Origin of the sequence: Parabacteroides sp. CAG:2, assembly GCF_000436315.1 — a bacterium.
Classification (GTDB): Bacteria; Bacteroidota; Bacteroidia; order Bacteroidales; family Tannerellaceae; genus Parabacteroides; species Parabacteroides distasonis.
On the sequence record NZ_FR885329.1, the window covers coordinates 197,661 to 218,035 of the forward strand.

Sequence of the window (20,375 nt, forward strand, 5' to 3'; positions counted from 1 at the left end):
GACATGGCAAAGATATTAGTTGCTACAGAGAAACCTTTCGCCGCTGTCGCTGTGAAAGGTATCCGGGAGGTAGTGGAAGGCGCTGGTATGGAACTGGCTCTTTTGGAGAAATATACAGAGAAGGCGCAATTGCTGGATGCGGTTAAGGATGCCGATGCCGTGATTATCCGTAGCGATAAGGTGGACGCTGAGGTATTGGATGCCGCTAAGAACCTGAAGATCGTGGTTCGTGCCGGTGCGGGGTATGATAACGTGGACTTGGATGCGGCTACTGCCCATAAGGTATGCGTGATGAATACGCCGGGACAAAACTCTAACGCTGTCGCCGAATTGGTATTCGGTATGTTGGTGTACGGGGTTCGTAATTTCTATAACGGAACTTCCGGAACAGAGTTGAAAGGAAAGAAATTGGGTATCTTGGCTTATGGAAACGTGGGCCGTAACGTGGCTCGTATCGCTAAAGGCTTCGGTATGGAGGTTTACGCTTATGACGCGTTCTGTCCGGCTTCCGTGATTGAGGCCGATGGTGTGAAGGCTGTAGCTTCTACGGCGGACTTGTTCAAGGCTTGCCAGATCGTTTCCTTGCATATCCCGGCTACGGCCGAGACGAAGGGTTCTATCAATTTCGAGTTGATGAATTCCATGCCGAAGGGAGCTATCGTAGTGAATACGGCTCGTAAGGAGGTGATGGATGAGGCTGGCCTCGCTAAGATGTTGGAAGAGCGTCCGGATTTCAAGTACTTGACAGATATTATGCCCGCTATCCATGCGGAATTGGCCGAAAAATATGCCGGTCGTTATTTCAGCACCCCGAAAAAGATGGGTGCCCAGACCGCCGAGGCTAATATCAACGCTGGTATCGCCGCCGCCAAGCAGATCGTTGATTTCTTGGTGAATGGCAATGAAAAGTATCGGGTTAATAAATGAGAATATCCGGTTGTAGAGACGGGTACGCCCCGTCTCTACATTGATACATAAACCAATTAGATTTAATTACCATGGCAAAAATAAAACCTTTCAAGGGAGTTCGTCCACCAAAAGAATTTATAGAGGAGGTGGCTTCCCGCCCCTATGACGTATTGAACTCGCAAGAAGCTCGTGCGGAAGCGGAAGGAAACGAGAAATCCCTTTACCATATCATTAAACCGGAAATCGATTTCCCAGAAGGGACGGATGAGCATGATCCGGCTGTTTACCTGAAGGCCGCCGCCAATTTCAATAATTTTCAGGAAAAAGGTTGGTTGGTTCAGGATCAGAAAGAATGCTATTATGTTTATGCCCAAACCATGAATGGCAAGACTCAATATGGGTTGGTAGTCGGGGCTTATGTTCCCGATTATATGAATGGCACGATCAAGAAACATGAGCTGACCCGCCGTGACAAGGAGGAGGATCGCATGAAGCACGTACGTGTCAACAACGCTAATATCGAGCCGGTATTCTTCGCTTATCCCGACAACTCAGAGTTAGACGCTATCGTAATGAAATATACGGCTCGTGAGCCTGAATATAATTTCGTGGCGAAATTAGACGGTTTCGGCCATACGTTCTGGATTATCGATGAGGATAAGGACATCGCCCGCATCACGGAGTTATTCGGGGAGATGCCTGCGTTGTATATTGCCGACGGACATCATCGTTCCGCCGCCGCTGCTTTGGTAGGAGCGGAGAAGGCCAAGCAAAACCCGGATCATAAGGGAGACGAGGAGTATAACTATTTCATGGCTGTTTGCTTCCCGGCCAACCAATTGACCATTATCGATTACAACCGTGTGGTAAAAGACTTGAACGGCTTGACCGAGGAACAATTCGTTGAGAGATTAACGAAAAACTTCGTGGTAGAGGAGAAGGGCTCTGCTATTTACAAACCGGGTGCCTTGCACAATTTCTCCCTGTATTTAGGAGGGAAATGGTATTCTTTGACCGCTAAGCCCGGTACGTACGATGACAATGACCCGATAGGCGTATTGGATGTCACGATCTCTTCGAACTTGATTCTGGATGAGATTTTAGGCATTAAGGATTTACGTTCGGACAAGCGAATCGATTTCGTGGGAGGTATCCGTGGCCTGGGTGAATTGAAACGCCGTGTGGATAGCGGTGAGATGAAGGTTGCCTTGGCTTTGTATCCCGTTACGATGAAGCAATTGATGGATATCGCCGATACGGGTAATATTATGCCGCCGAAGACGACGTGGTTCGAACCGAAGCTTCGCTCCGGTTTGGTGATCCATAAATTGGATTAAGTCTTATATACATAAATATAGCTTTGGATTGGGGTATAATCGTTGAAGATTATACCCTTTTTTATCCTTGTAACCTAGATATACGGAATAAATTGTATCTTTAGGACTTAAATAGTATCGCAATGGGTAAAATAAAAAATATAGTATTCGATCTGGGGGCGTTATCATAGATTTGGACCGGGATGAACCTGTTCGTCGTTTAATAGAGATTGGGGTCAAAGATGCCGATGGATTGATAGATCCTTACGAACAAAAAGGGGTTTTTCAAGATCTGGAGACCGGAAAGATCGGAGTAGAGGAGTTTTGTCGCTATTTACGGAAGCATACGGGTAAAGACCTTTCTTATGAGGATATTTGTTGGGCTTGGTTTGGCTTCATTGGTGGCGTTCCCCAATATAAATTGGACTACATATTAAAACTCCGTGAGAAATATCAAGTCTATTTATTGAGCAATACAAATCCGATCATACAGCTTGAATGGGCACAGACAAAAGAGTTTACGCCGGCGGGCCGTCCATTAAATGATTATTTCGATAAATTGTATCTCTCTTATGAAATCGGTGTCACTAAGCCAGATCGTGAAATTTTTGATCGCATGGTCTTGGATTCAGGAATCAGACCAGAGGAAACATTATTTGTAGATGATGGTAAGAATAATATCGTAGTGGGGCAGGAACTGGGGTTCCATACCTATCAGCCTTTGAATGGAGAGGATTGGAGAGGGAGGCTCGATGAAATACTCTCAAAATCATAGGATCTCTATTCCTCTTAATTAAATCTATATCATTGAAAATGACAAATACTACTTTAAATTTGGAAGAACTACTCTGTGGTGTAAACGAGCTAGTCGATACGCTTTGGATCGTCACATTAGGTAATGAAAAGGTTGAGATAGTCAAAGATTCGATGACTCCCGAAAGGGAAGGAGAATGTTTGGATTATACAGAACTTTGCCAGACTTACATTCAAGAATATGTATATCCTGCGGATTTAGGGAAATGGGAGGAGATCTTATCCTTGAATTCATTGCGGCAAATGGCGGCTAGCGGCGTAGCAAATAAGAAGTTCGACATGCGTTTCTGTAATGATTTGTTGGGTTTTGAGTGGCATGAGGCTTTTATTCGTATCTTGAAAGATAAGAGTGGAATTCCGGATCGTGTCATTCTTTTCAGCCGCTATGTGAATCATTGTCGCAAGGCACAGATCGTAGAGGCTGCCGTTCAGACTGAGTATGATTATGTCGTTTATATAGAGGCAAATACGAATAGCTATGTCATGTATACTTCCAATCGTGAAAGTGGGACGCCGGTCCCCCCGATAGCGAGTAATGACTATGAAAAAGAGGTAGCCGAGTTCCACCACAAATATGTGCCGGAGGATCAGCGAGATGAGTTAACCCGAAATCTTTCCCTAGATCATGTCTTATCTATCTTACAAAATTCCCGTGAGTATGTCTTGTTCTGTCAGGTGATGGAGAATGGCGTTTTTAGGGATAAGAAGTTGCGTTTTAGCTTTTTCGATAAGGAGAGGAATATACTTCTTTTGACCCGGACCGATATTATGGAGGTTCGTGAGGAAGAGCGGCAAAGGCAATTACTTCAAGATGCCCTACAAGTGGCTAAATCGGCAAATCAGGCTAAATCGGATTTCTTATCCCGTATGAGCCATGATATACGTACTCCGATGAATGCCATTATCGGTATGACCACTATCGCCAGTATGCATATCGACGATCGGGAGCGTATAGTGGATTGCTTGAAGAAGATTATGGTTTCTTCCAAATTGTTATTGAACTTGATCAATGAGGTCTTGGATATGTCTAAGGTAGAGAGCGGACATATTTTGCTGACAGACGAGGAGTTCGATATGGGCGAGTTATTGCAAAGCGTAATTACTATGGTTCAGACTTCGGTCAGTCAGAAGTTTCAGGATTTCCGGGTTCACTTGTTTCAAATCAAACATGAAAAGCTGATTGGCGATGTGCAACGGATTCAGCAAGTATTGTTGAATTTGCTGTCAAACGCCATAAAGTATACGCCGGACTATGGGAAAATAACACTTGAGATACGGGAAAAGCCAATTAAAAATGGTAATTATGGTTTATTTGAGGTTACGGTTATAGACAATGGTATCGGGATAAAGCCGGATTTCTTACACAAGGTTTTCGAACCATTTGAACGTGCGGAAGACGCAACCTTGCGGAATATACAAGGAACCGGCTTAGGCATGGCGATAAGCCGTAATATCGCTCATATGATGAATGGTGAGATTCTGGTGGAGAGTGAATATGGCAAAGGTTCTGTTTTTACATTTACGATGCAGTTGAAATTGCAGGATCAAGGGTGTTTTGAGGATGATCATTTAAGGGATTTACCGGTTCTCGTGGTAGACGATGATATCGTGTGTTGCGAGAACGCATGTATGAGGATTAACGAGATCGGTATGAAAGGTGAATATGCCATTTCTGGTGAGGAGGCTATCGGGAAAGTAGAGAGGGCACATCATCTTAATGATGACTATTTTGCCGTTATCCTTGATCTGAAAATGCCGGGAATGGATGGAATCGAGACCGCTACCCGTATCCGAAAAGTCGTTGGCCGGGATATTCCGATCATTATTCTTTCCGCTTATGATTGTCCGCATTTTGAGGAGATAGCCCAACGAGCCGGTGTCGATGGATTCATAAGTAAGCCGTTGATGAAATCCAAGTTATTTTATTTGATGAAAAGTTTCGCTATCAAGCAAGAGGAAAAAGAGGAAGAGACGGAGAAGCCTCAATATCCTTTCGGTAACTTTGAGGGTAAGCGGATCTTGCTGGTGGAAGATAATAGCTTGAATAGGGAAATAGCGACTGTGTTACTAGAAGAGACCGGTGCGGTGGTAGAGGAGGCGGAAAATGGCCTTGTCGCGGTGAATATGGTAAAAAACTCTAGTCCGGGATATTATGACTTGGTATTTATGGATATCCAGATGCCGGTCATGAACGGGTACGACTCTACTCGCCATATTCGGGCATTAGAACGTCCGGATATCAAGTCCATGCCGATAATAGCCATGTCTGCGAACGCATTTGCGGAAGACATCAAGTTGTGTAAAGAATCCGGAATGAATGAGCATATCGCTAAGCCGATCGATTTCGGGAAAGTTCTTGAGATCTTAGAGAAATACTTGTAGATATAAGGATATAAAAAAGGCCATATCTTAGCTAAGCGCTATCAGATACGGCCTCTTTTTTGTGTTATTTACTGGATGCCACGTTCTCTCAAACGTTTCTGCCAGTTCCATGCGGATTGCAGGGTGTCGGCTAAAGTCTCCTTGGCGGTCCAGCCTAATACCTTATTCGCGTGCTCCGGATTGGCCCATACCTTCTCGATATCACCTTCACGACGGCCCACGATCTTGTGCGGAACCTTAACGCCTGTTGTCTGCTCGAAGGTATTGATCAGTTCAAGGACAGAAACACCATTGCCGGTACCTAGGTTGAATATCTCGATATGCTCATCAGACTTATTCTCAAGCATACGGTCCATAGCGATTACATGCGCTTTCGCCAAGTCTACGACATTGATATAGTCACGGATGCAAGAGCCGTCTGCCGTATCATAATCATCGCCGAATACGCTTAATTCCTTGCGGATACCCATAGCCGTCTGTGTCAAGTACGGGATCAAGTTCTGGGGAACACCATTTGGCAACTCGCCGATCTCTGCGCTTGGGTGAGCGCCTATCGGGTTGAAGTAGCGCAAGATGATACTCTTGAAAGGCGCTCCCGCATGGATCGTATCCCGGATAATCTCCTCGTTGATCTGCTTCGTGTTTCCATAAGGAGACATAGCGGGTTTGATCGGGGCATTCTCGGTTACCGGCAAGTTCTCCGGATCCGGTTGTCCGTATACCGTACAAGAGGAAGAGAATACGATACCTTCGATATTGAATTCAGGCATCATCTCCAACAAGTTCACCAAAGTGACAATATTATTGCGATAATACTTCAAAGGCTGCTGTACGGATTCTCCTACCGCCTTGCTAGCGGCGAACAAGATAATGCCTTTGATGCCCGGATGAGCTTCCAATGCCTTGCGAGTACCTTCCTTATCCTTTAGATCCAATTGGATAAACTCCGGACGGATGCCCGTGATTTTCTCGATACCATCGAGCACCTCGATATTCGAGTTTGACAAATCGTCGATAATGACTACCTCATATCCGGCGTTCTGCAATTCTACTGTGGTGTGTGAGCCGATATAACCGGTTCCGCCCGCTACTAAAATCTTCTTTTTCATTCTAGTGTTCATTTAGATAAGTTTGTTATACGATACCCGAGAATCCCATAAAAGCCATAGCTAGCAAACCGGCCGTTATCAAGGCGATAGGAGTGCCTTTCATGCCTTCCGGAACATGCGTCATGGCTAGTTGCTCCCGAATACCCGCGAAGATAATCAAAGCTAGCGCAAATCCAATAGCGGTCGAGATAGCATATACCACAGATTCTAATAAATTATACTCTTTTTGGATTACAAGGATCGCCACACCCAAGATACAGCAGTTCGTGGTGATCAACGGAAGGAATACGCCCAACGCCTGGTAAAGGGCGGGAGAGACCTTCTTCAATATGATTTCCACCATCTGAACCAAGGCGGCGATGATCAAGATGAAACTGATCGTCTGCATGAACCCTAATCCGAAAGCGTCCAATATGTATTTTTGCACGAGGAATGTAACAATCGTGGCGATCGTAAGCACGAACGTAACGGCGGCTCCCATGCCTGCGGCAGTCTCCACTTTCTTAGATACCCCCAAGAACGGACAAATTCCCAAGAACTGTGCCAGTACAACGTTATTAACGAATACGGCGGCGATAAATATCAATATATATTCCATATGATCCGTTTATTATGCTTTACGCAGTTTGTTTACTATTGCTACCAGATAACCCAAGGCGATAAACGCTCCCGGAGCCAATACGAAGATCAGCGAACCATATTCCTCGGGCATCAAGGTTACGTTGAATAACTTACCGGTTCCCAAGAACTCACGGCAAGCGCCCAGCAGCGTAAGAGCCATCGTAAAGCCCAGTCCGATACCGATTCCGTCGAAAGCGGATGGGACTACGCCGTTCTTCGCAGCGAAAGCCTCGGCACGTCCTAGTACGATACAGTTTACCACGATCAACGGGATAAATAATCCCAAGCTAGCGTATAAAGCCGGGACGAACGCTTCCATGCACATCTGCACTACGGTCACGAACGTCGCGATCACAACGATATATCCCGGGATACGCACCAAGTCGGGGATTACGTTTTTCAAGGCGGAAATCACGATATTCGAGCAAATCAATACGAACATCGTAGCCAATCCCATACTCATGCCGTTGATGGCCGAAGAGGTCGTTCCCAAGGTAGGACACATACCTAACAGTAATACAAATGTCGGGTTCTCCGTGATGATACCATTCATCAATATTTTTAGATTACTCATTGTTCTGTCCTCCCTTTTTATTTGTTATCAGTTGAAGTGGCACCCGTTAGTCCGTCTACGCCAGCGAATGCGCTATACGCACGGTTCACGGCATCGAGGAACGCACGGCTGGAGATTGTCGCTGCCGTGATAGCGTCCACATCGCCACCATCTTTTGTTACTTTTAAGCCTCCGTCCGGAATCGTACGTCCCAAGACACTTTGCTTGTTCTTGTCCGCACGGAACCATTCTTGCATCTTGGCTCCCAAGCCCGGAGTCTCGGCGTGTTGCAATACGGAATAGTTCAAGATCTTGCCATCCATATCGAAACCTACGATAACCCGTATCTCACCGCTAAAGCCTTTTTTCGTATTACTCTCTACAGCTCCGCCAACGACTTGTCCGCCTTTCTTGGCAGGATAAATCTTGAGGGAATCACCATCGGAGGAGACGGCCATATAGACGTCCTCAGTCGGTTTGTTGTCGAACTCGGGAGCAACGGCTTTAATCGCTTCCTCCAAGGCGGTCGCTTTGGCTACCGCTATAGGGCCGGCGGTAAACTGGTTCACTCCGGCTAGGATCGCCCCTGCTACCAAGCAAATGCCTGTTAGTGAAAGGAGCATATTGGGTAATGTTGATTTTAATTTTGCCATGCTTACTTTCCTCCGAAATGTTTAGGTTTGATATAGCTGTTGATTAGCGGAGTAAATGCGTTCATGATCAGGATAGCGAACGACATACCTTCCGGGTAAGACCCGAACAAACGGATCACCGTGGTAAGGATTCCGATTCCCACGCCGTAGACAAGCATTCCGTTCTTGCTCATCGGCGAGGTTACGTAGTCGGTCGCCATAAAGATGGAGCCTAATAACAAACCACCGGATAATAAATGAACGAACGGGCTGGCGTATTGTACCGGATTCACCAAGTGCATGATGCCCGTGAATACGAATACGGTAGCCAAGATGGATACCGGGATCTGCCAAGTGATGATCTTTTTCCATAGCATGAATAAAAGACCGAGGATCAAGGCCACGGCGCTCACTTCACCGAGACTACCTCCCATAGCCCCTACAAGCATATTCCCGTAAGACGGAAGCTCGGTCACGCCCTCGTTCATCAACGACAGTACCGTCGCGCCGGTCTGGGCGTCCGTATAAGTCATCGGGAAAACGTTCAAGGCATCTACCACCGGCCAAGTCGTCATCTGCGCCGGGAAGGAGATCAATAAGAATACACGTCCGACCAACGCCGGATTGAAAATATTATTACCTAATCCACCGAAAGACATCTTGCCGATGCCGATCGCCGCCAACGCTCCGATGATAATGATCCAGACCGGAAGGTTGGAAGGTAGGTTGAAGGCCAGCAATACGCCCGTCAGGATAGCGGAGCCATCGCAAAGGGTCGGTTCCTTTTTCATCAGGAATCGCTGGATCAAATACTCGAATATCATACAGGCCAGAACCGATACGACCGTAACGATCAACGCTCCCAGACCGAAGAAATAAAGGGATACCAAGAAAGCCGGGATAAGGGCAATCAGTACACCATACATATTTTTGCTTATGCTGTCGCCTCCATGGATGTGGGGCGAGGGCGATACGTATAAATTATTTTCCATGTTGCTCTTGTTTTATGACTTTCTAGACCGGATAATACCCATAACTTTTCCTTTACCCAACCGGATCTGATCCAGCAACGGACGGTTGGCCGGACAGGTATAACTACACGACCCGCACTCGATACAGTCGGTGATATAGTTCTTCTCCGCCAATTCCCAATTCTGGAATTCCGTGGCGTTCATCAATAGGGTAGGGTTCAATCCCATCGGGCAGACACCTACGCATTTGGCGCAACGGATGCAATCCCGGATCGGCTTGCGGACAGATTCCTCCGTTGTCAGTAATAAAACACCGGAGCTTCCTTTGCAAACCGGCACCTCGGCGCTGATCAACGCTTTACCCATCATCGGTCCGCCACCGATAATCTTACCCGTATTCTCGGGCAGGCCACCTGCGGCCTCGATCAAGCAACTGATCGGTGTTCCCATACGAACCAAGAAATTGGAAGGATTAGCTACCGCCTTACCCGTGATCGTCACCACACGCTCGAACAACGGTTTATTCTTTTGTACCGCCTCGTAAACGGCATAAGCAGTTCCTACGTTCTGTACCACGGCACCCGCCGAGATAGGAAGCGCACCACTTTTTACCTGACGGCGAATAACGGCGTCGATCAATTGTTTCTCGCCTCCTTGCGGATATTGTACCTTAAGCGGCATGATCTCTATACCTTTATAATTTACCGCCAACTTTTGCAGATGGGCGATAGCGTCCGGCTTGTTATTCTCGATACCGATCACGGCCTTGTTCACGTTGACCGCTTTCATTAGGATCGTGACACCGACTAGGATTTGCTCGCCTTTCTCCAGCATCAACGAATGGTCGGAAGTAAGATAAGGCTCACACTCCACGGCGTTGATGATTACGATCTCTGCCTTGTTTCCGGGAGGCGGCATCAATTTCACCTGCGTAGGGAAAGTCGCTCCACCCAGACCGACGATACCGGAAGCGGCGATCTTATCCACGATTTCCTTGGAAGACAGCGTGCACTCCTTCACTAAGGTCTCGCTGCGGTCGATCGTCTCTTCCCATTCATCACCTTCCACATCTATATAGATAGCGGGACGTTTGTATCCGCTAGCGTCGAGAGCGTTATCTATCTTGTTCACTTTGCCGGATACGGAAGAGTGGATGTTCGCTGATACGAAACCACCCGCCTTGGCTAGCAATGTACCCACCTTTACCAGATCCCCTTTCTTCACCACGGCCTGCGCCGGGGCGCCGATATGCTGGCTGAGGGGGATAATCACCTGTTTAGGCGTAGCGAGAGCCGTAATTTTCTTACCGGCAGACAGTTTATTCTCGGGGGGATGTATACCTCCGATTCGAAATGTCCTTAGCATACTATTAGATTTTAATTTAGATTTGTTTTTTCTTCACTTGTAGCTTTCGGTGTGGCTTCCGGTTTCACGGTAGCCTCTGCCTTCGGCACCGGTTTCACGGTCTCCGCTTTCGGAGCGGGAGCGGCTTCCTTGCGAGGAGGGAAATTCAGCTCATGAATAGCTCCTGTCGGACATACAGCCACGCATTTGCGGCATAAACGACACTTCGTATAATCGATATAAGCTACGTTATTTGTTACGGTGATCGCCTCGAACGGACATTCCTTGGCACATTTGCCACAGCCGATACAAGCGTTGGCACAAGCCTTGCGAGCGGCGGCTCCCTTGTCCTTATTTACGCAAGAAACGTAAATCCGGCGTGATTTAGGTCCTTTCTTTCTTAGCTCGATGATATTCTTCGGGCAAGCCTTCACACAAGCACCACAGGAAGTACATTTTTCCTCGTCTACCTCGGCGATTCCCGTAGCCGGGTTGATGTGGATAGCGTCGAAAGCGCAGGCGTTCACGCAGTCGCCATAACCAAGGCAACCGAAAGAACAATTCGTCTCGCCTCCGTAAAGGGTAGAGGCGATGGCGCAACTTTTCGTTCCATCATAAGAGTTTGTACGTGGGCGGGCCTGACAAGTTCCGTTGCAACGGACAACGGCTACCATGGGTTCGGCTGTACCCGCCTCTTTACCCAGTATCGTAGCGACCTTGGCCATGACCGGGCCACCACCAACGGGGCAGAGCAATCCGTCTAATGAGTCAGCTTTTACGCAAGCACCCGCAAATCCGGCGCAACCCGGATAACCGCAACCTCCACAGTTCGCTCCGGGGAGGACTTCCTGTACTTGAGCGATGCGAGGATCTTCATAGACTTCAAATTTCTTGGAAGCAGCGTAGAGGAAAACCGCTCCGACCGCCCCGATTGCTCCTAATGAAATAACGGCAATTAAAATCATGATATATTATCAATTAAGTTTTTTCAAAGTAAATATAAATCGTCTTTTTAGCTTGTCACGCATTAAGTATAGTATACAGTAATAAGGCAGCAAAAGCGATAAACCGGTTAACCCGCTCGTGGTCTCGTCCCATTGTAGATTCGTACCGATCACGATGGCCCCCACGACTATCACCAAAGGAATGACAAATGCTAGCAATACGGCCTGAAGCCCCATGGAATTTTGTCCGCATATTATCACTTCCTCGTTAACGCGAAACCGTCCCGACCGATCGGGTACCTCAATGATCTTATCCTTTTTCTCGGATGCCGAGCACATAGACTGTGCGTGGCATCCCGAGCATGCGGATTGTTGGGTAATGCGGACGAAGACGGTGTCACCATCGATCTTCTCTACAAATCCTGTATGATTTATACTTTCGCTCATATTTGTAATCTCGACATTGCAAAATCAAGGCAAAAGTAAGTATAATTTAGAAACTATGTCACGATTAACAAAGTTTATTATTCGAAATCTTAAATCCTAGCTTACCATTTGTAATTAAAACCGAAACTTAACAACTCATTAAGCTGGAAATAACTCTTGTTATCCTCTGTTTTTTCCACTCCATCATCGTATCTAAGGTGAAAATAGATACGTGTGGAGAAAAAGCGGCTGATGGCCAGAACCAAGGTGTTCTCGAACTCCCCGATGGTATGATCACCATAAGTGGTAAAGAAATAAAGACGGGATTGCCAGCTTACGTTACGGTTGAAATCGAAGGCGAGGTCTGCACGGATCGTGGAACCTATTTGGCTTAGCTTATTATTGAACTCACCGGTTTCCTCGTTTTTCTTGAAACCGTGACGGCTATAATCGATCTCTTGTGTCGTATACATATATGTATAGGAGATCGGCGCCAAGTTGGTGCTGAATTTAATCTTCTTATGCTTGTCGGTAAATTGTTTTTCCAGCTCGTATTTCATACCGAGACCGAAGTTGATAGAGAACGGGGCAAGGAACGCGGCCTGCTTGATGTGCTCGTTCTCTTGATAGTTGGTGAAGAACTGGGTCTTGAACTCAGCGTCGAACGTATAGTACCATTTGTTGAACGCTTGGTAGCCGACGTTGCTGTGTATACGGAATACGTCGTCACCGATCTTATAGTTCCTTAAGGTATCCTTCGGTGCCGTATATACGCTGGCTTTGAATTCCAGTTCGTTCGTTACTTGTACCTTATCTTTCTTATAGTCGTATTTTAAATTGTTCTTGGTGAACAGGTTCAAGTTACTACTTCCACCCTTGTACCAGTTCTCCGAAACGTAGTTCTGGGAGAATTGGACGGCGCTCTCAAAGGCCGATATCCAGTATCTCCGCTCCGGGATAAAGCGAGCGGGAGCGTCTACGTCCTCAAAATTGGCATCAGCCTCCACCTTGATCGGCAAGTCCTCATAAATATTCTTCTTGATGAATTTAGGTTTGATCACCTCATTGGGCAGATCCCTCTCGGAGTAGCGGAAATAAGTCGGGTAATTGTTCTGCACATATTTGTAAGCCATCTCCTCGAACTGTTTGTTTCGCTCCAGATCTTTGAAGATGGAGTCTGTCCGGTATAAGTTATCATAGGGAGTCCTCTCCTTCAATGAATCGAAGTTGTAGAATATCAAGTTTTTGGGTAGATAATCTCCCCGGAAAACGATCGGCATGAATAAAGGGTTTACGATCACGGTGTCTCGGAAGGTCATCGTATTATCGAAAGCCGTGGAGGCGTCTCGTACCAGACGGGCCCAATACATCGCCTCGTCCGAGATCTCCAGTTCGTCTTTTTTCAAGAAACGCAGTAAATTCGTGCTTGGGGCCAAGGGCGCCGAGTAAGTCTTGTTTTGTTTCTCGAATTGTTTACGAATGTCTACGATGTTGTCTAATTCCTCTTCGCCAAGATTGATCGCAGGAATCGTATCATCCGATACGACTTGCTGTGCGGGACGTTGAACTATCGTTCCGGTAACTAGTTGGTTCTCTTGGCTGTATGCCGAGCTCCCAATTAGTGAAAGTAATAATAGCGCATACACACCATGCCTCTTCATCATCATAATACCTTATTTACATCTATTAGTTGTAGTGGTCGCAAAATTAGCTAAAAAGAATGATATACAACATACGATTTGATATTTATCTGGGTAAAAGTTACGATCACTGAGGCAAAGCAGGTGTGTCTAGCGAGGCTTATACGGACTTGCCTCAGTACTCCGCAGGAAGTACTGGAATACTTCGGTCAAAGTACTTCAGTACTTCCTGCGGAGTACCGAAGTAATTCCATGAGAAGTACTGTCTTTAGTGCCGTGCTTCGGGTCGGGAATCGGAAGAGTCCTGCCGAAGCACGGGTCAGTTCTGGAGATATTCAGCGAGAAATAAAAACATTAAATTTGGCATGTCTCGATGAAAATCGCTAACTTTGCGGTTTCGAAATGCAGGTGTGCAATTAAAAAGATAACTAAAATATTACTATCGTGGCAGATACAAAGTACATTTTCGTTACAGGCGGCGTGGTCTCTTCCTTAGGTAAGGGAATTATTTCCGCTTCTTTAGGTAAGCTCCTTCAAGCAAGAGGTTACAAGGTTACTATCCAAAAATTTGATCCTTACATCAACATCGATCCGGGTACGTTGAACCCTTATGAGCATGGGGAATGTTACGTGACCGTTGATGGACATGAGGCTGACTTGGACTTGGGCCATTACGAGCGTTTCTTGAATGTCCAGACTACCCGTGCGAATAATATCACTACCGGACGTATCTATCAAAGCGTGATCAACAAGGAGCGTAAGGGGGATTATCTGGGTAAGACGGTGCAGGTGGTACCTCATATCACGGATGAGATCAAGCGTAATGTGAAATTATTGGGTAGCAAGTATAAATTTGACTTCGTGATCACCGAGATCGGTGGTACGGTGGGTGATATCGAGTCTCTGCCTTTCATAGAGAGCGTTCGCCAGTTGAAATGGGAGCTGGGTAAGAACTGCCTTTGCGTACATCTTACTTATGTGCCTTATATCGCGGCGGCGAAAGAGTATAAGACGAAGCCTACGCAACATTCCGTGAAGCAATTGCAGGAGTTAGGCATCCAGCCGGACGTGTTGGTTTTACGTACGGAGCATGAGCTGAATGCGAACTTGTTACGTAAGGTGGCGTTGTTCTGTAACGTGGCCGAGGATTCCGTGATCCAGTCGATCGACGTACCGACGATCTACGAGGTTCCTTTGGTATTGCAACGCCAGAAGATGGACGAGGTGGTCTTGCGTAAGGTCGGTATGGAAGTCGGCCCGACTCCGGAGTTGAAGCCTTGGAAGGAATTCCTTGCCTTGAAGAGCACGGCTACGGATACGGTGAAGATCGGTTTGGTTGGTAAATACGTGGAATTGCAAGACGCTTATAAGTCGATCGACGAGTCTTTGTTGCAAGCCGCTATTTACAATCATCATAAACTGGATTTGCATTTGTTCCATTCGGAGAAATTAAATAACGAGAACGCCGCCGAGCAATTGAAGGATATGGATGGTATCTTGATCGCCCCCGGATTCGGGCAGAGAGGTATCGAGGGCAAGTTTGCCGCTATCAAATACGCTCGTGAGCATGATGTCCCTTGCTTGGGCATCTGCTTGGGTATGCAGTGCATGGTGATCGAGTTTGCCCGTGACGTATTAGGTTTGGCGGATGCCAACTCTACGGAGATGGAGCCGAATACGGCACATAAGGTGATCGACTTGATGGAGGAGCAGAAGAACGTTACCAATATGGGAGGTTCCATGCGTTTGGGTGCTTACGACTGTACGCTGAAAGAGGGCTCCAAGGTATTGGAGGCATACGGCAAGGAGCATATCCAAGAGCGTCATCGCCATCGTTTCGAGTTCAACAACGAGTATAAGAAGCAATATGAGGCCGCCGGTATGATGTGTACGGGTGAGAATCCGGAGACAAATCTGGTAGAGGTGGTAGAGATCCCCGCCTTGAAATGGTTCGTGGGCGTTCAATATCATCCGGAGTACAACAGTACCGTGGTGAATCCGAATCCTCTTTTCCTCAGCTTCGTGAAAGCTGCTATCGAAAATAAAAAATAATTGGTGATAAATGGATAAAAACACATTAATAGGTTTTCTGCTGATCGGTGTCGTATTATTTGCGTTTAGCTGGTTCAACCGGCCAACGCCTGAGCAGTTGGAGGCGCAACGTCGTTACCAAGATTCAATCGCGAAGATTGAGTATGCCCAGCAACTGGAATTGCAGAAACAAGAGAACAAAAGTGCTTTAGTGGAGGATTCGTTGGAGAACGTGCCGGACTCGGTAAGGGCGCAACGTTTGCAGCAGAGCTTCGGCGTATTCGGCGAAGCTATGGTGGGTACGGAAGATTACACGACCCTGCAAAATGACTTGGTTGAGCTTCGTATCAGCAATAAGGGCGGACGTATTTGTTACGCACGCTTGAAGGAGTATGATACGTATAATGACGAGCCTCTCGTTTTGTTCGACGAGAAAGAGTCTAATTTTAATTTTACGTTGGTCACGGCTACGAACCGTGTCGTGAATACGGGCGATTTGTATTTTACCCCGGTTAAAGGTAATGATCCGAATTCTGTGATCATGCGTTTGAACACCGGCGAGGGTAGTCATCTGGATTTTACCTATACCTTGAAACCGGATGATTATATGGTGCAATACCAGATTCTGGGTACGGGATTGAACGGTGTCTTGGCACCGAGCACGAATGCCTTGGATTTATTGTGGGAGCAGGATATCCGCCAACAGGAAAAAGGACGTAAGTTTGAGGATCGCTACGTGACCTTGAACTACAAGTTCATGGCGGACGACGTGGAACACCTGAGCGAGTCGAAGAGTGACAGCAAGCAGATCCCGAACCGCTTGAAATGGATCGGTTATAAGGATATGTTCTTCTCTACCGTATTGATCTCGCAAGAGGGCTTTGAGGCTACTACCTTAGACTCGAAAGCGATTCCGGAGGGGGATGTATTGAAACAATTCAAGACGACCACTTCTGTACCTTTCGACTTGCAAGGTAAGGAGGCCACGAACCTGTCCTTGTATTTCGGACCGAATAAGTTCGCCTTGTTGAAGTCCTTCGATAAAGGTGTCGTTGCCGAGCAGCAACTGGATCTGGAGAAGTTGGTTCCGCTAGGTTGGGGTATTTTCCGTTGGGTGAATCAATATTTCGTGATCCCTTTGTTCGACTTCTTGGGTAAGTTTATCCATAATTATGGTATCTTGATTCTTTTGATGACTATCATCGTGAAGATCATCCTTTTCCCGTTGACGTATAAATCTTATATGTCGTCCGCCAAGATGCGTGTATTGCGTCCGCAAGTGGAGGAGATCAACGCTAAGTATCCCGGACAGGATAAGGCTATGGAACGGCAGAAAGCGACGATGGAGCTATATAGCCGTGCGGGGGCGAGCCCGATGAGCGGTTGCTTGCCGATGTTGTTGCAGATGCCGATCTTAATCGCTTTATTCATGTTCTTCCCGTCGGCGATCGAGTTACGTCACCAGAGTTTCCTTTGGGCGCACGACTTGTCTACTTACGACGCTATCTTTAGTTGGAATAAATATATTCCGATCATCACTCCGTATTTCGGAAATCACATCAGTTTGTTCTGTTTGTTGATGACGATCACGAATATTTTTTATACCAAGTATAATATGGAGATGACGAATACCGGGCAGCAACAGATGCCGGGCATGAAGGCCATGATGTACATGATGCCGTTGATGTTCTTGGTGTTCTTCAACCAGTATGCTTCCGGTTTGACGTATTACTATTTCATCTCTACGTTGATCACAATCGTGCAGACATTGATCTTCCGCTATACGATCAATGAGGATAAATTGTTAGCTAAGTTGGAGGCAAACAAACGGAAACCGATGAAGAAATCCGGTTTCATGAAACGTCTGGAAGAGGCTCAACGAGCACAGCAGGAGACGTTGCGTAAACAACAAGAGGCTAAGAAAAAACGATAGGATAATAGTAATTGTTGTCCTTGAAAAAGGTCCCTTTATCTGCTTATTGGTAGATAAAGGGACTTTTTTGTATATCTTGGCTCGTCTACTTGAAAAACAAGACGTCTTGATCATGATTCTATTTGTTTATTTGTATTTATTCAAAACTTTTTGTTTGTTTGCATTGTTTTGTATTCAAAAGATTGATGAGGAAATTGATTTTTTCTATATTGAGGAAATAGGGAGGTTATAAATAAGAGATTTTGTCAATGACAAAAAATGAACGATCGCTTCAATGGGTAATAGCGGGAATATTCTTCGTAGTATGCTTTGCTTTCTTTCAATGGATTTACCCAAACCATTTGTTCTTCAAAGAGCAGATGAGGATTTTTTTGTATACCACCGATTATTTTATTTCGTTCTGGGATGAGCCGGCTTGGTTGAGCTGTTATGTGGGGAATTTCTTGATACAGTTCTTCCATTTGACTGTGATAGGCCCGTTAATCGTGACGTGCGTGTTGTTGCTCTTATGGTACTACTCTATGCGGGTTTTACGCAAGTTCGGGAATGGTAATATGGTCTCCATATATGCGTTGTTTCCGGTAGCGTTAGAGTGGGGATTGATTTGCCGGTTGTCGTATAGTATAGCGTCTACGCTTACGTTGATTTTCGTGCTATGGCTCTTCTTGGGATACATCCGGATTAAGAATAAGAGAACGTCCGTTTGGGTGGCTTTTATACTTCTTCCCATAATTTATAGCATGGTCGGTAGCCGGCTGTTTGTCTTCTCCTTGATGGTGATATTCTATGAGGGAGCCAAGAATAGGAAACGGTGGTGGTTCTGGCTTTCTCTTTTGTTATCGAGTTATTTATATCCGTTGTTCATGCGTCATTTTTATGGATTGAGCATTGAGGAGGCCTATAAATATTCCCATGTGGATGGCTTGAGCGTATATTTCCCCGCTTTAGCGTTGATTCTAGAGATATTCGCTTTGGAGATTAAAGGTATACGTAGGATACGTCTGAACCGGCATAGCTTGCTTATAACCTTTTTAGTCGTATTTGGATTCTTTTCATTTGTTATAGCGGGTACGAACCGGAAGCGGGAAAAGGTTCTGGCAGTAGACCAAGCGATCTATAGGGGTGATTGGGAGCGAGTCTTGGATTTGTCTGCCGGATTTGATTCTCCCGATATCTTGGTAAGTTATTATAGGAATATCGCTTTCTCCAAGAAGAACGAGTTGCCCCAGAATTTGATGGATCATTATCAACGAGGGGCGGATGCCTTGTTCTTGCCGATCGATTTGAGGTCTTCTATACTTCCCGTGTTTTTCAGTAATGAGGTGTATTATCAATTGGGAGATATGGATATGGCCCGTCACCGGGCGATCGAAGGAATCTTGTTCAGCCCTAAACAAAGAAGCGTACGGCAGATCAAGCGGCTGGTGGAGATTGATATGCGGCGAGGGGATATTGAGGAGGCTAGAAAATACCTGAACCTATTGGACGCGACGTTATTTTATCACTCATGGGCAAGGTCGAAGGAGGAACAGTTGAAGGGTGAGGAGACCTTGTCGATGGAGAAACGTTTGCCGAGGAAAAGTGATTGGGAGCGAGAGCACGACATACTAATGTCCATATCCGATTATCCGGGCGTACTGTCAAGTTTGGTGGCGGAATATCCGGAAAATAAACAGGCATTGGATTATTTGTTGTGCTATTATTTACTGAACGAGAATTTGAATAGTTTTAAGAATACGTTCGATACTTATTATAAAGGAAAATTTGAGGTTGTACCCCGTTTGTACGAGGAGGCTTTGGTACAAGTCTTATCTAAAAGCTCGGACGAGGAGGTGGCCGGTTATCAGATACCTCAAGATGTTATCGAGAATTACCAAGATTACATCCATTGTAAATCGGGTAGAAAAGCAAAGGAGGAATTACGAGAACGTTATTCCTCCACCTATTGGTACTACTCTGACTATATTCATTGAATAATAGTGTAAGTGATCAGCGGTTCGCAAGGAAGGCTAAGGCTTTCTCCATGTCCTCCGGTGTATCTATACCGATCGTTTCTTGCTCTGTGATGCCGACCTTGATTTTATATCCGTTTTCCAACCAGCGTAATTGCTCAAGGCTTTCCGCCAGTTCTAAAGCGGATTGAGGTAATTGGGTGATTTCTTTCAGCACTTGCGCACGATAGGCATATAACCCGATATGTTTGTAAAAGGTATGACTCGGCAACCATTCCGTATATTTCTTGCCCCGGATATAAGGAATAATAGATCGACTGAAATACATAGCCTCGTTGTTTTTGTTGAGTACGACTTTCGGGGAATTGGGATTGAATAGGGAACTCTCGAAATCATCGTCCGAACGGAAAGGCTTTACCAATGTCGCTATTTGCGTGTTTGCGTCGGCGAAGCAGGTTTTGATCGTCTGGATTTGCTCGGGATGGATAAAAGGCTCGTCACCTTGGATATTGACAATCACATCATACCCTTCGCCTATTTTCTGATAAGCCTCGTAGCAACGATCCGTACCGCTACGATGTTGATCGGAGGTCATGACGACTTGGCCGCCGAAGGCTTTAACCGCATTCTCTATCCGGATATCGTCGGTAGCTACGCAAACGGAGTCTAAGACATCCTTTACTTGCTCATATACACGTTGTATCATGGGCTTTCCGTTCATATCCGCTAATGGCTTCCCCGGAAAACGGGTAGAGGCGTATCTCGCCGGAATAATTCCTATAAACTTCATCATTCTATA

General features: G+C 46.1%; 16 protein-coding genes and 1 pseudogene. 7 read left to right on the top strand and 10 right to left on the bottom strand.

Annotation, left to right across the window (positions count from 1 at the left end; genetic code table 11):
• Window positions 1-3: 3 nt before the first annotated feature.
• From QVP94_RS17840 to QVP94_RS17855, 4 genes and pseudogenes are all read left to right on the top strand, one after another.
• Entirely contained in the window at window positions 4-927 is a 924-nt protein-coding gene (locus QVP94_RS17840; protein ID WP_005855649.1) for an NAD(P)-dependent oxidoreductase, read from the top strand.
• Between the two features lie 71 nt (window positions 928-998).
• On the top strand, window positions 999-2,246 hold the full coding sequence (locus tag QVP94_RS17845) for a DUF1015 domain-containing protein (RefSeq protein WP_005855651.1): 1,248 nt from the start codon (window positions 999-1,001) through the stop codon (window positions 2,244-2,246).
• 122 nt (window positions 2,247-2,368) lie between these two features.
• Window positions 2,369-3,000: pseudogene (locus tag QVP94_RS17850) on the top strand (HAD family hydrolase).
• 38 nt (window positions 3,001-3,038) lie between these two features.
• Complete coding sequence (locus QVP94_RS17855; RefSeq protein ID WP_022193141.1) at window positions 3,039-5,420, top strand: hybrid sensor histidine kinase/response regulator; 2,382 nt, start codon at window positions 3,039-3,041, stop codon at window positions 5,418-5,420.
• A gap of 68 nt (window positions 5,421-5,488) precedes the next feature.
• On the opposite strand, the gene galE is transcribed toward QVP94_RS17855, so the two are convergent.
• The 9 genes from galE to QVP94_RS17900 form a co-directional block, all read right to left on the bottom strand.
• Window positions 5,489-6,529 carry a UDP-glucose 4-epimerase GalE gene (gene galE / locus QVP94_RS17860; protein ID WP_005855657.1) on the bottom strand — a complete coding sequence of 347 codons (1,041 nt, stop codon included), beginning with the start codon at window positions 6,527-6,529 and terminating at the stop codon, window positions 5,489-5,491.
• A gap of 25 nt (window positions 6,530-6,554) precedes the next feature.
• On the bottom strand, window positions 6,555-7,127 hold the full coding sequence (rsxA, locus tag QVP94_RS17865) for an electron transport complex subunit RsxA (protein ID WP_005855659.1): 573 nt from the start codon (window positions 7,125-7,127) through the stop codon (window positions 6,555-6,557).
• A gap of 12 nt (window positions 7,128-7,139) precedes the next feature.
• Window positions 7,140-7,724, bottom strand: coding sequence for an RnfABCDGE type electron transport complex subunit E (locus QVP94_RS17870; protein WP_005855661.1), 585 nt, complete (start codon window positions 7,722-7,724; stop codon window positions 7,140-7,142).
• A 17-nt stretch (window positions 7,725-7,741) separates the two neighbouring features.
• Window positions 7,742-8,356 carry an RnfABCDGE type electron transport complex subunit G gene (locus QVP94_RS17875; protein ID WP_008771710.1) on the bottom strand — a complete coding sequence of 205 codons (615 nt, stop codon included), beginning with the start codon at window positions 8,354-8,356 and terminating at the stop codon, window positions 7,742-7,744.
• Window positions 8,357-8,358: 2 nt separating this feature from the next.
• Window positions 8,359-9,327, bottom strand: coding sequence for an RnfABCDGE type electron transport complex subunit D (locus tag QVP94_RS17880; protein WP_005855664.1), 969 nt, complete (start codon window positions 9,325-9,327; stop codon window positions 8,359-8,361).
• A 12-nt stretch (window positions 9,328-9,339) separates the two neighbouring features.
• On the bottom strand, window positions 9,340-10,671 hold the full coding sequence (gene rsxC, locus QVP94_RS17885) for an electron transport complex subunit RsxC (protein ID WP_005855665.1): 1,332 nt from the start codon (window positions 10,669-10,671) through the stop codon (window positions 9,340-9,342).
• 11 nt (window positions 10,672-10,682) lie between these two features.
• A complete protein-coding gene (locus QVP94_RS17890) occupies window positions 10,683-11,615 on the bottom strand; it encodes a Fe-S cluster domain-containing protein (protein WP_022193142.1) in 933 nt (310 codons plus the stop codon).
• A 9-nt stretch (window positions 11,616-11,624) separates the two neighbouring features.
• Window positions 11,625-12,041, bottom strand: coding sequence for a SoxR reducing system RseC family protein (locus QVP94_RS17895; protein WP_022193143.1), 417 nt, complete (start codon window positions 12,039-12,041; stop codon window positions 11,625-11,627).
• A gap of 101 nt (window positions 12,042-12,142) precedes the next feature.
• Window positions 12,143-13,687, bottom strand: a complete 1,545-nt coding sequence (locus tag QVP94_RS17900) for a DUF3078 domain-containing protein (protein ID WP_008778497.1) — start codon at window positions 13,685-13,687, stop codon at window positions 12,143-12,145.
• A 417-nt stretch (window positions 13,688-14,104) separates the two neighbouring features.
• Between QVP94_RS17900 and pyrG the strand changes: the two genes are divergently transcribed.
• The 3 genes from pyrG (at window position 14,105) to QVP94_RS17915 (ending at window position 19,597) form a co-directional block, all read left to right on the top strand.
• Complete coding sequence (pyrG, locus tag QVP94_RS17905; protein ID WP_005865380.1) at window positions 14,105-15,712, top strand: CTP synthase; 1,608 nt, start codon at window positions 14,105-14,107, stop codon at window positions 15,710-15,712.
• A gap of 10 nt (window positions 15,713-15,722) precedes the next feature.
• Window positions 15,723-17,624, top strand: a complete 1,902-nt coding sequence (gene yidC / locus QVP94_RS17910; protein ID WP_022193145.1) for a membrane protein insertase YidC — start codon at window positions 15,723-15,725, stop codon at window positions 17,622-17,624.
• Between the two features lie 248 nt (window positions 17,625-17,872).
• Window positions 17,873-19,597 (top strand): DUF6057 family protein, encoded by a 1,725-nt coding sequence (locus QVP94_RS17915; RefSeq protein WP_011966040.1) that lies wholly within the window; start codon window positions 17,873-17,875, stop codon window positions 19,595-19,597.
• A 16-nt stretch (window positions 19,598-19,613) separates the two neighbouring features.
• On the opposite strand, the gene kdsB is transcribed toward QVP94_RS17915, so the two are convergent.
• Window positions 19,614-20,366 (bottom strand): 3-deoxy-manno-octulosonate cytidylyltransferase, encoded by a 753-nt coding sequence (gene kdsB, locus QVP94_RS17920; protein ID WP_005855678.1) that lies wholly within the window; start codon window positions 20,364-20,366, stop codon window positions 19,614-19,616.
• Between the last annotated feature and the right edge of the window lie 9 nt (window positions 20,367-20,375).